Origin of the sequence: Streptomyces sp. NPDC093510, assembly GCF_040683555.1 — a bacterium.
Taxonomy (GTDB): domain Bacteria; phylum Actinomycetota; class Actinomycetes; order Streptomycetales; family Streptomycetaceae; genus Streptomyces.
The window spans coordinates 34,743-50,528 of the sequence record NZ_JBFBEE010000029.1 but is presented as its reverse complement, the minus strand read 5'-3'; the positions used below and the strand labels follow the sequence as shown (position 1 = coordinate 50,528).

Annotated in this window: 12 protein-coding genes; 7 read left to right on the top strand and 5 right to left on the bottom strand. The window is 66.9% G+C overall.

All coding sequences use genetic code 11. The annotated features are described in order from the left end of the window. Together AB0N81_RS34470 and AB0N81_RS34465 are read right to left on the bottom strand one after the other, a co-directional pair. Positions 1 to 2,053: tetratricopeptide repeat protein (locus AB0N81_RS34470; protein ID WP_365365445.1), on the bottom strand; the 2,053-nt coding region annotated here is incomplete at its 3' end. Then, on the bottom strand, positions 2,040 to 2,492 hold the full coding sequence (locus AB0N81_RS34465) for a hypothetical protein (protein WP_365365443.1): 453 nt from the start codon (positions 2,490 to 2,492) through the stop codon (positions 2,040 to 2,042). The genes AB0N81_RS34470 and AB0N81_RS34465, both read right to left, overlap by 14 nt. A gap of 297 nt (positions 2,493 to 2,789) precedes the next feature. On the opposite strand from AB0N81_RS34465, the gene AB0N81_RS34460 reads away from it, so the two are divergent. Further along, on the top strand, positions 2,790 to 3,593 hold the full coding sequence (locus tag AB0N81_RS34460; protein ID WP_365365577.1) for a transposase: 804 nt from the start codon (positions 2,790 to 2,792) through the stop codon (positions 3,591 to 3,593). 81 nt (positions 3,594 to 3,674) lie between these two features. Continuing rightward, positions 3,675 to 4,208 (top strand): hypothetical protein, encoded by a 534-nt coding sequence (locus tag AB0N81_RS34455; protein ID WP_365365441.1) that lies wholly within the window; start codon positions 3,675 to 3,677, stop codon positions 4,206 to 4,208. A gap of 987 nt (positions 4,209 to 5,195) precedes the next feature. Here AB0N81_RS34455 and AB0N81_RS34450 read toward each other — a convergent pair. After that, a complete protein-coding gene (locus AB0N81_RS34450; RefSeq protein ID WP_365365439.1) occupies positions 5,196 to 5,825 on the bottom strand; it encodes a hypothetical protein in 630 nt (209 codons plus the stop codon). 420 nt (positions 5,826 to 6,245) lie between these two features. Between AB0N81_RS34450 and AB0N81_RS34445 the strand changes: the two genes are divergently transcribed. The 3 genes from AB0N81_RS34445 (at position 6,246) to AB0N81_RS34435 (ending at position 9,159) form a co-directional block, all read left to right on the top strand. Next, the gene (locus tag AB0N81_RS34445; protein WP_365365437.1) at positions 6,246 to 6,710 is read left to right on the top strand and encodes a hypothetical protein; all 465 of its coding nucleotides are present in this window, start codon (positions 6,246 to 6,248) and stop codon (positions 6,708 to 6,710) included. Between the two features lie 158 nt (positions 6,711 to 6,868). Further along, positions 6,869 to 7,000 (top strand): hypothetical protein, encoded by a 132-nt coding sequence (locus AB0N81_RS34440; protein WP_365365435.1) that lies wholly within the window; start codon positions 6,869 to 6,871, stop codon positions 6,998 to 7,000. Between the two features lie 1,118 nt (positions 7,001 to 8,118). Then, on the top strand, positions 8,119 to 9,159 hold the full coding sequence (locus tag AB0N81_RS34435; RefSeq protein ID WP_365365433.1) for a hypothetical protein: 1,041 nt from the start codon (positions 8,119 to 8,121) through the stop codon (positions 9,157 to 9,159). 42 nt (positions 9,160 to 9,201) lie between these two features. Here the strand turns inward: AB0N81_RS34435 and AB0N81_RS34430 are convergent, their stop codons facing one another. Both AB0N81_RS34430 and AB0N81_RS34425 read right to left on the bottom strand, forming a co-directional pair. After that, positions 9,202 to 9,645 carry a hypothetical protein gene (locus AB0N81_RS34430; RefSeq protein WP_365365431.1) on the bottom strand — a complete coding sequence of 148 codons (444 nt, stop codon included), beginning with the start codon at positions 9,643 to 9,645 and terminating at the stop codon, positions 9,202 to 9,204. A gap of 162 nt (positions 9,646 to 9,807) precedes the next feature. Continuing rightward, positions 9,808 to 10,578 (bottom strand): transposase family protein, encoded by a 771-nt coding sequence (locus AB0N81_RS34425; protein WP_365365429.1) that lies wholly within the window; start codon positions 10,576 to 10,578, stop codon positions 9,808 to 9,810. A gap of 781 nt (positions 10,579 to 11,359) precedes the next feature. Between AB0N81_RS34425 and AB0N81_RS34420 the strand changes: the two genes are divergently transcribed. Continuing rightward, complete coding sequence (locus AB0N81_RS34420; RefSeq protein WP_365365427.1) at positions 11,360 to 11,812, top strand: RDD family protein; 453 nt, start codon at positions 11,360 to 11,362, stop codon at positions 11,810 to 11,812. A 166-nt stretch (positions 11,813 to 11,978) separates the two neighbouring features. Then, positions 11,979 to 15,737: a CHAT domain-containing protein gene (locus AB0N81_RS34415; RefSeq protein ID WP_365365425.1), complete on the top strand. Its 3,759-nt coding sequence runs from the start codon at positions 11,979 to 11,981 to the stop codon at positions 15,735 to 15,737. The last annotated feature ends 49 nt before the right edge of the window (positions 15,738 to 15,786 follow it).

Sequence of the window (15,786 nt, the reverse complement as noted above, 5' to 3'; positions counted from 1 at the left end):
CGAGGTTGGACAGCGAGGTGGCGAGGTCGGGTTCATGGGCGGCCGAGTTGCCCCGGGCCAGCCGACGGAAGATGTCCACCGCCTCCTGGGCGGCGGTCAGTGCCTCCTCCCGCCGCCCCACCCCCGACAGCAAGGTGCCGAGGTTGGACAGCGAGGTGGCGAGGTCGGGTTCGTAGGCGGCGGGGTTACCCCGGGCCAGCCGACGCCGGATGTCCACCGCCTCCTGGGCGGCGGTCAGTGCCTCCTCCCGCCGCCCCACCCCCGACAGGTACATACCGAGGTTGGACAGCGAGGTGGCGAGGTCGGGTTCGTAGGCGGGGTTGGTCGGGGTGAGGTGGCGCCAGGCTCGTAGCGCGTCTTGGGCGGTAGCCAGGGCTTCGTGGCGGAGTCCGGCGTAGGACTGGCGTACCGAGAGCTGGTCGTTGGTGCGGGCGTGGGTGAGCGGGTCCTGGGTGGTGGCCAGGCGGTGCTGGGCCAGGCGCAGGGTGATGGCGGCGATGCCCACGTCGAGGTCGGTGTGCCGGGTGGTGGGGAGGCGGGCTTCGATGGCTTCCAGGACGGTGAGGTCGAGCTCCTTGAGGCCGGCCAGGGTGGCGAGGGCGGTGCCGCCGGCGTGCAGGGCGAGTGCGGGGTGGGCTGTGAGGAGGGGGTAGAGCTGGCCTGTGGCGATGTGAGGCCAGCGGCGGGCGGTTTCGATCAGCATGGTCAGGGTGTCGCGGGTCCACGGCGCGGGCGCATCGGTTTCCGCGGCTTCTGTGGCTGTTGTGGTGGTGAGGAGGCGTTGGGTGGCCTGGTGGGCCCAGTCGTCGACGGCGGTCCCGGGGGCCGGGTGGGGTGTGCCGGGATCGTCGGGGCTGGCCGGGGTGGTCAGGCCGAGGAAGTCCTCGGCGAGGCGGTCGGGGTAGAGCGGTTCCAGCACTGTGGCCGCGCGGGCTGGGGGATAGCAGTACTGGTGGTCGTCCAGGAGGGTGTTGGCGTCGGCGGTGGAATCGGCGAGACCGATCTGCTGCAGGGCCCGCCAGCCGTGGCTCCGGGCCAGCGGACGGGTGAGGAGGGCGGTCAGCACGGTGCGGCCCATCGCCTCGGGTGGGGTGGCCAGCCGGCGGACGGGGCGCTGGTGCAGGGCATTCCAGTGGGCGCGTTCGCGTTTGAGGAGGTAGGCCGAGGCGCGGGCGGGCTCGGTGGGGGCGGGGGCGTGGTGGAGTGCGGCGTCGACAGCGGCCAGGGCGGCGATGTGGATGGTCAGGACCTGGGCGTAGTCCTCGTCCGTGTCCAGATCCGGCGGCGGGCCGATATGACTGGCTTGCTCGGCGGGTAGGCCGAGGTGGTCGGCGAAGCGGTCCCGGGCCTGGTGGAACAGGTCGGCGCGGGCCTGCGGGGCATCGGCCAGCGGTGGCAGGAGGCGGGTCTGGGCGGTGACGTCGAGGTGATCGCCGATCCAGGTTTCCAGGCTCTCCCACCAGGTTCCTGCGGGCCGGGCCAGCAGCAGGATGCGTACCGGAACACCCACGTGGTGCCACAAAGGCTCCTGCAGGAGCCGGTACAGGTCCGGTGTGGGCCAGCGTTCGGCGTAGTCGACGACCAGCAGGCATCCGGTCCCTGCTTCGGGGGGCGGGCTGGTGCTGATGGGATCGGCGCCGGTTTCGTTGACGATGGCCTGCCACACCGTCCACCCGGCTGTGCGGCTCAACTCGGCGAAGTGAGCGGCCAGGCGGGACTTGCCCTGCCCACCGGAACCGTGCACCAGCAGGATGGCGAACTTCTCCACCACGTCGTCGCGCCAGGTCGCCAGCGCCTCCAGGTCGGCGTCGCGGCCGGTGAAGGGCACCACCTGATGTGCGGCCCGCAGCAGCCTGGAGGGCTGCTCCGCCAGTACCCGGGCGCGCACCGGGCGGGGCGCGGCGGGGAAGTCCTCGATCCGGTAGGCGGGCTTCCACTGGTAGACGAACTGGACGTTCTGGGTGCCAAAGGGCCCGGTCTGGATGGCGGCGGGAGCGTGGAAGGCGCTGTGGTGCACGCCGCTGCCCGGTGTCCCCGGTTCAGGAGGGGTCATGCCGGGAGCCGAAACGGACATCCTGCCGGTTGTGGCTGCCGGTCTGGACGGCGGTCGGGCCTTCGAAGGTGTTCCCCGACACCGTCCCGCCCCCACCCCCGGCCTGGGGCACGGTCTGCTCCAGCAACTGCCGCAGCTGCCCGGCGGCCTGGGCGCGCTGCTCATCGTCGGCCAGGTCTTCCAGCAGGGTCTCGATACGGGTCTGCCATACGGCTTCCTGCCGCGCCCTGATCCGCCCGGCGCTCTCGGCGTCGGCGGCGGCGAGTTCCTCCGCGCTGCGCTCCAGCCGCTCCAGCTCCCCGCGTTCACGCTCCGCATCACCACGGCCGAACCACCGCGCCAGCCGATTGCGCAGCCCCTCCCACGCATCGCTTCCCGCCGCCTGTACCACCGCGGCGCCACCCGCCGCGGCCAGTGCCATCAACGCCTCAGGCAGCATCTCATCCCCCCAACACTCGCCCGTTGCAGACCGACGGCCTGACGTCGAAAGCCGTGCTGTCTCAGACCGTAGCGCCGTGGCGACCCGTACACAGCACCCTTGCCCAAAGCGAGTGTTTCCCTTCCCCGGCTGTCGGTCTCTCAGGTGCCTTGCCGGGCGCCAGGCCAGCAAGCTGTACCGGACTGAACTGCGGCGTTGAGGAGGAACCACGCGCACCCCGCACACCGGCCACTGACGCGGCCAAGCTCAAGCCAGGACGCCCTCAGCGCCCGGATGCTCCATGACGTCAACGGCAGCATGAGCCGCACGAAACAGCGGCATGATCGCGCTGTGACTGCTGTGATCGCGCCGTGTGAGCCGTCCTGGATAACCCCGTTCACCGGGCTCAGCCCGCGCAGTTTCCATCAGCTCGTGGCCGCCCTCCGCAGGGAAGGGGCCGACGTGATCCGGCGCGGACGGCCGTGGAGTCTTCCACTGGAAGGCCGTGTGCTGCTGGTGGCCGCGTACTGGCGCACCAACCTGACCATGCGCCAACTGGCCCCGCTCTTCGGAATCTCAAAGTCTGCGGCCGCCCGCATCATCAACCACATCGGCCCTCAGCTTGCCCTCCCACCACGCCAGCGGTTCCCCAAGGACACCGTGCTGATCGTGGACGGCACCTTGGTGCCCACCCGAGACCACACGGTCGCCGAGCAGTCGAAAAACTACCGCTACTCCACCAACCACCAGGTCGTCATCGACGCCGACTCCCGCCTCATCGTCACCGTCGGCCGACCCGTGCCCGGCAACCGCAATGACTGCAAGGCATGGGAGATCTCCGGGGCAAAAGCCGCCGTCGGTAATGCCATAGTGATCGCCGACGGCGGCTACCGCGGCACCGGCCTGGTCATCCCGCATCGCCGCGAACAAGGCCAGCCCGAACTCCCGGACTGGAAAGAAGAACACAACCACTCACACCGGCGAGTCCGCGCCCGCGTCGAACACGCCTTCGCCCGCATGAAGAGCTGGAAGATCCTCCGCGACTGCCGCCTCAAAGGCGACGGAGTTCACCACGCCATGCTCGGCATCGCCCGACTGCACAACCTCACCCTCGCCGGGTAGATGGCACGTTCCGATGGCGGCCGGCCGCACTCCGGACACCCCAGAGATCATTTGCGGGACAAGTCTTAGCCGGGAAATGCCATGCCGCTCCTTCACGAGTACACCTGCACGGCCACACCAGGCCGCCGCGTCCTGGAGGTGTACGACGCCGACACCTACCTCGACGGCACAGCAACCCTGCACACCGCCGAAGAACAGGTCGTAGCCGGAGAGCGCCACCACCTCCACTTGGTCAGCCTCCAGCCCGCCATCAAAGCCCAGGTCAGCATCGGCATCTGGGACACCGTCCCCCAACTGCCCGCCGACGCCGAAGGCCACGTACCGATCACCATCGAGTCAGGCACTGGCACCCTCGTCGTCAACGAGCTCGAGTTCGGCCCCGCCGGCGAGACGAACCTGCCCCGCCCCGGCGTGTATGAGGGCCACGCCTGGTGGCGCGGCCGACAAGCCGCAGGCGACTACTACGACAGCTATTTCGACCTGGACACCGAGGACTGGACCCTCGAACAGACCCGTGACTACTTCGCGCAGTGCCCAGCGGGCGAGCACTACGTCCTCGACCTCGCCCACCTTCGCGAGCCGGACCCAGTCGACGGAAACGAAGCGGGTCGCTGAAGCCCCGCAACCATGCGGCAGCGGCCAGCCTGCGCCCTTAGAGCCTGGCCCGTTACCACCACGGTGAGGACATACTGGCGCGGCGCTGAAACCGTCATTGGCGTCGACGATCACGTAGCACCCTTGCCCGGCGGGGCCGTTGGCTGGGCTCGGGTGACTTCCCCACGGCACACCAGGGTCGGGGGTGTCGGCGAGCAGGTCGCGCCAGTAGGCGAGGGCGGCCTCGGCGCGCTCGCCGGTCACCCGGCGGGCACGGCAGGCTGCGTAGTCGCCGAACCCCCTGCGTATGACCAGTCCGAGAGAGCAGGGGGGGACATCATGAGTGATACAGAGTTCTCGCCGGACTGGCAGCGGCCTCCGAAATGTCCTGGGAGGGCTGAACGCTAGCTGGCCCCGCCACACCCCTGTCGCGGCGGGGCCGCTGTTCACCAGGCGAGCCGGAATAGCGGTTCCGATAACGGCTTCTAAATATCCTTGGAATCTGGATCACTGATCCGCGGAACAGGCCGATACGGCCCCAACTGTGGCCGCTGGGTTTTCCAGAGATGCCGGTGCCAACGCTTGATACACCAGATAGCGAATGAGATCGGCACGAGGGACAAGAATGTTGGGACCGCTGGCGGCAGCCACGGCCAGACGGAGTTAGGCCACACCACGGAGAGGACGATGGGGAGTACGAAGCTTTGGCCGAGCAGGAGACCTCCCCACACATACTCCACTCGAGACCACCAAGACAGCCCTTCAAGGTACGTCTCGAACCGAAGCATGACGCTGATAATCAGCGCCACGGCCGGCGCGATTATCCAAGGGGAGGTGGGCAAACCGCGATTTCCGACGCATTCACCAATAAGGGTGCCGGGTATATAGGCCACCAGAAGGAACATGGCAGTATAAAGAGCGCCTCCCCCTATGGCCCCGAGCTCATCATCTGAGTCAGCAACGCGACGTTCTTCATCGCTTTTCACGGCGCCCACTTCCCTTCGTTACCTACAAGCACGCCTCTGCCAGTGCGGGGAGTCCCGTGGAGTTGACTATGAGGTTAACAATGTCCTCGTCGATGCCGGTGGGGCGCTTCTTGTGCTTTATCCAAGCCCAAACAGCTTTGAGTACCTTTTTACCCCCCTTGACGATCTTGTAGACCTTGGCGACTCCGATCGCGTTCTCAGCAGCAAACTTTGCCACCCCAGCCGCGCACTGGAACCATCCCCGCGCTGCGGGTTCCGCACTAGCGGCCTGGTTAAGAAAATCCGCCAACTCCTGCTGCGCCCCATGGTCACCGGCCTCGACGCGCTGAATGAGTGACTCAGGAATTGAACCAATAATGTCGAACGCTTGCTGGAGTGCAGCCATTCCCTCCTCGTCGCTGACGCCATCAAGGCGACCGGAGCGAATGAGGGCAGAGGGTGCATCTCCGGTTGACTTCCGCGTCTCGATACGGATTACGGCATCCTGCAGACTCTGCAGCGCATCAACAGTTGCTGCCGCCTGCGGCGTATTCTCTCGCGTTCGATCGGCGGCAGCGGCCGACCCGGAGGCGGCGGTACCAATCATGGCTGCGGCGACAAGAGTGGCAACTCCTGCAGCAAAGCGGCGACGGTAAGGCATATTCTCCGGCACGACACTCCTTTTAGTCTGAATTCAGGCGCGACTTGGCAACGCGTCAGTACAGTCCGCAATCGCCACAGGGCGCCTCTACCGCGATCAGACATTACTTACATCTTCAGCTCCAGTCGATTAGGAAATTCCTGTATAGCGATAGGGATTCCTTTTCATGCTTCCCGTGCCGTCCAATTGACCGGCCTGCCACGAGTCCTGGGCAGCCTGCTGGGCGCAGAGAAAGGCACAAATGTGGTGGACGAGGTCGGGAATCTACTGCGGCAGGAAATCCACGGTGACGCAAACTGGAGGTGAAGGAACTTGGTGAAGGGCGCCGATCAGCTCGAGACCAGGTCCGATGAGACCCCTTCGAAGAGCCGGCCGGAGCCGTGCGAGCCACTATCGGAGCGGTTACATTGTGCTGCTCACAAGACGATGGCCGTGACGACCGACTCCGAGCTGACCGACACTGCGGTCGAAGCCTCATGGTCGGCCATCGAACTCGGCGCGGTCGTCGGCGAACGGTTCAACGACGATGTGGAGGCCGCGGTCGCCGCCGGGCGGGAGCGGAGCCGGGACGCTCACACCGCGCTGCGCGCGATAGCTCCGGACGGCGCCTCCGTGATCAGGACCGCCCTCGATGACTTCCTCAAGCTTCATACAGGAATCCCGTTGCCAGCGGACCCCGGCGTCATCCGTGAACAGCAGTGCAGGCCGGTTGTTATCCACCGTGGCTTCCGCCTGCTCGTGCGTGGCGCTGCGACTCCTCGGCGGGGCCGGATCCATGCCGCAGTCGCCCACGTGCACCGGGCGTTTCTCGACGCCGATGCCCTGCTCGATGAGCCGGTCCAAAGGCCGGCGGCCGCGTCTCCTCGCCGCGGAGCCGCTCGGCTCGCGACGACATGATGGGCATCGGCCGTCACAAGGGCCAGTTGTCTTTGCTGGACACGGCATATCTGGTCGAGGAATGCGGTCTTCCGTCCCCGCTGGTTCTGTTGTCCGGTGATGGTCACTGCTGGATCGCTCTCGACTACCGCAGGTGCGGAAAGCACGGGGAGCCGTCGGTGACGTGGTTCGACGTGGACGACGACACGGAGCTCCCGCTGGCCGCGGACTTCAAGACGTTCGTCGAGCGTCTGGTTGCGGCCACGTCGCTCGATTCCGGCGCCTCGGAGGGTGACCGGCCGGCGTCATGATCCGGCTCTGCCGAGCCTGCCGGGTTCGGGGTGTTAATGCTGACAAGGCGCCAGTAGATCTCGCGCTGGTCGTGTCCGGCATCGCCTGGCACGGTCCGCCGGTACGACCTTTGCCCTCGCCCGGGTGACACTCCACCCGAACCGCCCTCGGCGCCCGACGGATCCCGGTATCAGTAGGTGTTCTTCTTCCTCAACGCCGCAGGTCAGGACCAGTGTGGTGCCCGTGGGGCAGAAATAGCCGTTCCTCATCCGCGTTTCTGCAACGGGGATACCGAACAGCACTACGTCCAGGATGTGTGATTATGCCGGAAAGGCCGATGATCACGGGCATCCCCGTCTTGGCCCAAGCGCCACCACCAGCTACCAGTACAGCCGTCCGTCGTGGGCTGCGGCAAGAGACCCGTATTCGTCCCGCTGGTTGAAAAGTATCTAGTCAACCGCGCGTGGCGGCACCACAAAACCTGAGGCAGAACCACTACTGCTTGACCCGGTGGCCCGGTGAAACAGGGTCAGGAAGAGTGACCCGACCGTCGGCACGAGGCCGGTGTCCCGGGGACAGTTTCAGGTTCATCTCACACGCCGCGGCACATGCTTCTCCCGCTGACTGCCCCGGGTGCACCGATTGCAACGCTCCTGTCCTGAAAGGGTGTTGACATCGCTTTTGCCTTAATGATCATGTGGGTTCGCCTCCGAACACGTTCGGTGACAGACCGACCACGACCTTGTGAGAACAGATGCAGACAGCAAGTCGCCCATTACCGTTCCGTAGACGTTGGGCCGCGGTTTCGATCGCTGCGGTCCTGATATCGGTGGCGCTTCCGGCTTCCTCCCAGGCGCTCGACGAGCCTGCCCCTCAGATGGAGGTCGTCACCACTATCGGGCCGGCCGGTGCTCCACGGCCGACCCTTGAGGGCCTCGGGGAGGGTGCCGCCGCGTCACGTGCCACTTCGGCGAACACGGCGGAGCTGACGCAGCCTCACGCCGCCCTGGAAACTCTCGGGCCCGCCGGGCGGTGGGCACCGAAGTCGAAAACTCCGTCCTCGACCGCACCGCTGCCTACGTCCAGCGGCCCGGCCCGGCAGGCAGCGGCACCCCCCTACCCGGACCCGCCGCGGACCATGACCAAGAAGGAATGCCTCAAGGGCCTGGAAACGCACGAGAAGTTCTACATCAAGTCCCGGTTCGCGGTGTGCTCGGGCTCCACCCTCAACTCGGTCTGGTCCATCAACGACCGGCCGTCCGGCGAGAGTCAGATAGCCTTCCTGTCGGTGGGCACCATCGCCGAGGGAAGCCGGACGGTGAACTTCCGCCACTACTACCGGTTCGAGGCCGTCGGGCAAACCGGGGCACCCGCAATGATCATCACACCGAAGGTATCGCTGCCCCAGACCTGGCCGGCCAGCGCCCAGATCAGTCAGGGCGGGGATTTCCCCTCCGCGCAGAGCTGGGCGACTCTCGCCGCACAGCCCGAACCAGGGTTCTCCCACAACCTCACCGGCAAGACCGGTACGGGCTCTGGGCGCGATGACGCCCTGTTCACCATCTTCCAGCCCGACCTCACGGTGAAGTACCCCGCCGGCTGGCAGGTGAAAGGGCCGACGCGCGCCACACCGTTCTTCCTGGCTCCGCGCTGGGACAAGGCAAGCTACTTGGCCGGATCCAGGGCCGACGGCGGAGCCTCGTTCAGTTACGCGGTAGCGATGCCCTTCAGCACCAAGCCCGGAGCCAAGGAGCGACTCGCGGCCCAGCACATCAAGGACGCCTACACCAAGCCGACGAAAACTGAGCCAGCAAACACCAAGAAGGACATCCCTGGCCGCACCGCCAGCCGCCCCCTCACCCGCCTGTTTCACGACAAAGAACGCCGCGACGCCAACCGCAGGGAGGCGATCAAGGTGTGCAAGGCCGAGTGGGGGGCCGGCTACGCGGAGGGCGGGAAGAAGCAGTGCGATGAGTTCCCCTTCTCCACCACCTACGAGGGTGCTGCCCAAGCACTCAAAAAGTACGATCCGCAAGGCAAAGCACCCAAGAAGAACTTCTCCGCCCGGCCCATCCCCAAGGAAGACAACGGAGCCGGCGGAAATATTATGAGCGGCTTCTACTCCAAGAACCGCATCATTGACGGGCCCGACGACGGATTCATGATCAAGGTGTCCTGATGTGATGCCGCTGTGGACGGAGGCCATCCGCCCACAGCGGCATCACACTGGCCAGAACTGCAGCAGGAACCGCTCCACGCCTTTCGGTACGCCCTGCTCGGCGAGAGGAGCGACTGCTTCCTGCCCCACTACATGAGCCCTCAGCCGCCACCGCCGTCCCGTCACACCAAGGTTGATGTCATGCTCGTCCGGACCGCCTGCCGTGTGGAACTGCAGCTGCCCCGAGGAAGAGTCCAGCTCCGCTTCCCCCGTCGCCTCCCACGGCGCACTTTGATCCGGCGCAGGCGGTGAGTCCCAGACTTCGACCGTGAACGCGGCCCAATGGGTGTGACCGCCTGTTCTGATGTCCACCCGCCCGTGCTCTCCCACGACCAGCCCTCCCTCACCCTCAGGCCAGTCGTCGATGATGTCCTCGTCGGCATCCTGCAACCAGAGCAAGAACCGCTCAACCAGGACCGTGAACTCGTCGCGATGAACCAACGCCACGTGGACTCTCCCCTCACTCGCGTCACTGCCCCACGACGCTACCCGGGCCATGATCACTGTGGCAGTCGATGCCAAGACAATTTGCTCTCCGTCCTCATCGTTTAAAGGGTGTTGCACAAGGCCGTGTTCGGGCAGGTCAGGTGTGTGAGCGCAGTCTTCTGGTCATGATGCGAGCGCGAGGTTGTGCATGTGGGCGACGGCTTGGACGGCGTGGTGGAGGCCGTCGCCGTGTTGCCGGCAATCGCGGAGGATCTTGTAGTTCTTCATGCGGCCGATCACATGCTCCACCCGCGCGCGGACCGTGCGGTGCGCGGCGTTGTCTGCTTCCTCGCCCGGCAGCAGCTCGCGTCGGGGGCGTTTGCGGTGTGGCACGACCATGCCGCAGTTGAGGTAGGCGCCATCGCCCAGAACAGTCACGTCCTGGCAGCGCTCGGCCAGGCCGGAGGCCCGCCAGGCGTGGGCATCCGCCGTGGTGCCCGGCACCGGCCGGGCCGCTGCGATCACGAGGCGGGTGTCGGCGTCCACGATGACCTGCACGTTCGCGGAGAACCGGTAGTTGCGGCTGGAGGAACCGAGGTGCCGGTCACGGACCGGGACCAGGGTGCCGTCCACGATCCACAACCGGTCCGCGGCATCTGCCGGACGCCCCACAGGCTCGAGCGCCAGCAGCGGTCCAAGACGTTGAATGACCCGACACACAGTGGACGAGGACACTCCGAACAGGGGCCCCAGCTGCCGCATGGTCAGATTCGTCCGGTAGTACACCGCGACGAGCAGCACCCGTTCTGCCAGCGGCAGGCTCCACGGCCGACCCTGCATCGTGCCGTTGCCACCGCGCTCCCGCACCGCCTTCAGCAGCCGCGCAAACTGCATCACCCGCAGCCCGGTGAACGTCTCCACCCACACCCGTTCAGCACTCAACACCCCAGCCATACACGGGAGATGCCCAGTTCCCAGCCTTGTGCAACACCCTTTAAAGCGTGTTGCACAAGGCCGTGTTCGGGGAGGTCAGGGCCTGCCGCCGGCACCGTAGCCACCGGGGCAATGTGCTCGACGGGCATCGTCGTGTCTGGTGAGCCCCCCTCGCAAGGTGCCGTGGATGCGCCTCTCAGGTGCACTGCGAGGTGACCACCCCGACCAGCGGTCAAAGACCAACAAGCGGGTCGGGGTTCTCAGGCAGGAGGCATCGGGATCAAACAGCCCTCCGGCGCCTCACAGCGAACTGGTGGCCCGCCTCTCACTTCAGGCCCCCCAAAAAACCATCACGCAACTGCATCAGGCAGGGCGAAACTCCCAGTTAGGAGCTGTCAGGGTTTCGGCAGATGCGACTTGAGCCGGACCCACTCCGCGTTCGTCGAATCCTCCCGCCACATGGCCATGCCCACGGCTCGAGACCACGACGGTTGCAAGATCCGTAGGACTAAATCCTGGCCGCCTCTGATCGGACACGGAACCGAGACGGGTGATGCGGATGGGTAACGACATCGCCGAATGCGCCGACTACGCCCCCCTTCTGCTGCCATGCGCCGTGGCTAGCGGGTTCCAACTGCTCCCGCTCGCGTACAAAGGGGTCCACAGTCAGTGACCTCGGTTTTCATACGGATCGGGCGCCATCGACGCGCCGCATAGCTTCGCCACGCGTGGCGAGATCCCCACAGCAGTGGGCGTCGACAGTGGAAATGCGAGAGCGCCTCGCCTAGCAGGCAGGTTGAAAATGAGCCGGAATCCTGGATTCAACGCACCCTACCCCGCCCTGCAATACGCAAGTTGGGGTTCCCGACTGAAGGCTCGGATAGCCGATTCAGTGTTTTCGATCGTGGGCTCCCCCGCGTCGACTCTCATTTTGACCTTCATCGTCCAAAATGCGAGCCACTCGATCACCAGGGTGATCGCATCGTTGGGGTTGGTAGGAAATATTGTCGGAATCTTCAAAATGGCCCATGAGATCGGCAGGACTGGCCAGACGCGCGGCAGGCGCATGGTGCACATCCGAGTCGTAGACGCTGACACCTTTCAACCAATAGGTTTCAGTCGATCACTCCTGCGCCTGATGGCGCAATTAATCGACGGCTGCTCCATAGTCGGAATATTTCGACCTCTACGGAACAGCAAGCGGCAAACCTATGCAGATCGGATCTCTCGGTCTATCGTTGTCGTCGCCTGGTAACGCGGCACCAACCCGCAAACCCACCTATACCTCCACCGAGTTGCTGCCGTACTCACTGTCGACACAAGCGAACGGTCACAGCCGATGGATCTCCTGTAGAAGTCAATCTGTGTCACATACCGTCAACTGGGTGCTTCCGGTAGGCGGAACGAGCAGACTGGAGTGCATGCCGGACGTGGACGTGGTCGTGAATCGGATGCTGGCCCGTTTCGATGTGAGCCGCTCGTCGGAGGTGAACCGAGCGCTGGCATCCGCGACTGACGACCCTCGCAGTTGGCTGGTGCCGACCGCAGGGCTGCTGCGTGCTTCGTGGAACGGGGACGGCAAGGGTGCGGCGGCGGCCGCGGCCGCGCTGATGGGGCTGGCATTGGACACGGGCGCCCACGACCATCCCGAGCGCGCCCGGTGGACGCTGCATCTGTGGCTGGCGGAACACACCCTCTCCGCCCTGTACGGGGACTATCGGCTGTCCCAGGAAGTACGTCACCGTCTTGCCGCACAGACCCAGAACCGCGCGGCGGGCGATCCGGTGGCTGTCGCGGCCACGTACCCGGATCTGCCGCCGCCCCGCCACTTCGAGGCGCCTTCGCCCATCGAACGCGAGGCCGAGCGCCTCGTCGCCGGACTGCCACAGGACGACCTCGGTCGGGCCACGCTGCTGGTCCGGCTCGCGCAGGCCGCGTACCAGCGCTACGAGTCCGGGAACACCGCGCAGCTCACGGACGCCTGGGCACGAGCGCGTGCCGCGCTCTCCGCCGTCACGCCGGACCACATCGAGGCGGCGGCGGCCGGGCGTACGGCCGCCTACGCCGGCGTCTCCTGGTTCCGCCTGCACCTGCAGGACCGTTCGGCGGTCGAGACCGCGGTCCGCGCGGGACGCCTCGCCGTGGAAGCCGTGCATCGCACCCGGGGCCACGGCGCCCCCTACGACCGGTACGAAGCCGCCACCGGGCACTTCGTCCTGGCGATCGCCCTGATGTCGGCGGCGGCCGACCATCCCGACCTGGCGACCGTCGAGGAGGCAATCGAACACCTTGAGGCGTTCCGGACCGAAGGGCCTCCGGACGACCGCGGCATGTACAGCGTCAACATGGCGTCCATGCTGAGTGCCCGGGGCTTCCTGGCGTGGTCTCCGCAGGATGTAATGCGGTCGGACGAGCTGTGGGCCGCGCTGGAGGGCGAGTTACCCACCGGTCACCCCCTGCTTCCGCACATCGCGCTCAAGCGGAAAGGCGCGGCCAAGCTGGTTCAGCTGATGCGCACCTTCCCGTTCAACGCGAGTGGGCTCATCGGCGACCTGAAGCCCCTGGTGGGTGGTGTGCTGACGGAACTTCCCCCGTTGCAGCTGGACGCTCCGCTGGCGCCGCCCGGCTACGCGTCCCCCGGATCGGGCACACAGCCGGGGACGGAGTGGGACGCCGAAAGCCAGGGTTCCCCGTTCTCCGCGATGACTTCACCGGTCGCGGAGCCCGCGTGGCCTCCCGGTCCGGACGCCGTTCCCGCCCCGGGCCCGCATCCGGCTACCGGACCGGCCACCCAGCCGTACGGGACCTCGGCGCCGCCGCTCGCCGATCTACCGCCAGACGCGGCGGCCGTGTGGCGCAGCATGGTGGCGGCCGACGGTACTCCACTGGATCCGCGCATGCTCGCACTTGCCGAGGAGCAGTTGCGCGCCCGGCTCGCGCAACCCGGCCCGGACGATGGACGCGGCTGGATGGCTTCCGTACTGGTCCATGTCATGGCCATCGGCTACACCCTTAGCAATGATCCGACGCAATTGGAGGGGGCCGTCAGGTGCGGTGATGAAGTGCTGGCGGACCTGCCCCGGAGCAGCCCCCACTACATCGACCTGGTGTGCACGGTGGAGAACTACAGACACATGTACGGCGTGATGTGCCAGCACAGCGCGACCGTCGAACGGGCCGTGAGCGCCCTGCGCTGGGCCAGGGAGCGACTGCCCGAGGGCTCGATCGCCTGGCTGAGCGGCTCGGTTACCTACGCGCACGCGCTCTCCGACCTGTCAGGACTGTTGCGCGACCCGGTCAGATCGGCGGAGGCGGTACATGTCATGCAGGACGCGTACCAGTGCCTTCAGGCATTGCCGGAGCAGGCGGCCGTCCTCGGCACAGAGCCGTTCCAGGGCCGTCTGCGCCCGGCGTTCGACCAAGTCCACCGCGCCGTGCTCGCCACCGATGCCTATGTACGGGCGGACAATGACGCGTTCGAGTCGGCCCAGGCACAGTGGGATCCGGCAGCGGAGCAGCTGCTGCCACCGACCGTGAGGTTCGAGAACGCCCGTTTGGCACTCGTCCGCGCCGTGGAGAACCGCATCTGGGAACAGGCCGCCGACGCCGCCGCCACCGCACTGGACGTACTTCCTCTGCTGACGTCCCGCGCTCTGGACCGGAACGATCGCCAAAACGCCTTGCGCGCCGCGATGCAGGGCCGTCCCTACATCACGGCCACACCTCGCCAGGGTGCCGCGGGTCTGCCTGACCAGATCACGGGGACCAGCCTCGGCCGTACCGGATGCGCCGTAGCCATCGCGGCGGGCCGGGCCGAGCAGGCGCTGACGATACTGGAACAGGGCCGGGCCGTACTGATGGCTCAGGACCTGGAAGCCCGTACCGACGTCTCGGACCTGGCCGAGGCCTTCCCCGAGGCGGCCGCCCGATTCACGGCTGCCAGCGAGCGGATGCTGCACGCGGAGAGCGGCGGCGCGGGTGAGGAGTCCGCGCGGGTGCGCGAACAGCACATCGTGGCCGAGGAGTGGCGGCAGCTGTTGACGGACATCCGGGGACATCCCGGGTTCGAGCGGTTCCTCCTGCCGCCGACCCTACGGCAGTTGCGGGACGAGGCGGCGGAGGGGCCGATCGTCATGATCAACGTCGACCCGCTGCGCTGCGACGCGCTCGTGGTGAGGTCGAGGGACATCAGACACGTGCCTCTCGATGTGACCGAAGGCAATGTGGCCGACAGGGTGCAGGAGTTCCTGGCCGCGGTCGGCATGGACCGGGACTCACCGCGCGAGCAGGAGCAGGCGCGCGAGGTCACCTTCCGCACGTTGGAGTGGCTGTGGGACGCCGTGGCCGAACCGGTCCTCGACGCGGCGGGTTTCACCACGCCGCTCCCCCACGACACACCCCGGCAGGCGATCCCCCGGCTGTGGTGGTCCGCTTCCGGCCCCTTGGCCCACCTCCCGCTGCACGCCGCCGGGTACCAGCGCAAGGCCCAGCTCGCCCAGCAGCGATCGGTTCTGGACCGGGTCGCCTCCTCCTACACCCCCAGCATCAGGGCGCTGCGCCACGCCCGTCAGGCCGCTGTGCCCGAGGGAGTGCGGGGCTCTTACCTGGCTGTGGCTCAACCGACCGGGGCCGGCGGTGCCCCAGGGGCGTCCGCCAGGGAAGTGGCCTCGGTGGCAAGGGCGTTGACGGCACTGCGCATCCTGGACGGCCCCGATGCGACTCCGGCTCGGGTACTCGCCGAACTGCCCGCGGCCGCTGTGGTGCATTTCGCCTGTCATGGCGTGAGCGATGCGGAGAATCCAGCCGCGAGTCGGCTGTCCCTCGCGGGCGGCCCGCTCAACGTCGCCGAGATCTCCCGGCAGCGACTGCCACACGCGCGGCTCGCGCTGCTCCTCGCCTGTCACACCGCCCGAACCAACCGGCTACCCGACGAAGCGATCCACTTGGCGTCGGCTTTTCAGGTGGCTGGCTTCCCCCAGGTGATCGGCGCCTTGTGGGAAGCCGCCGACCTGGCATCGGTCAAGCTGACGGAGCAGTTCTACAGCGCCATCCGCGGCTACGGATCCGGCGTCGACGTACGCCATGCGAGCCGCGCCCTGCACGTCATCGTGCACGGCCTGCGCACCCGTTATGCCAAGTCTCCCGCCGTATGGGCGCCGTACATGCACACGGGATGCTGAGCGCCGGTCGGCAGTGGTCGCTCGGGCCCGGTCATGCGCCGGGAGCCAT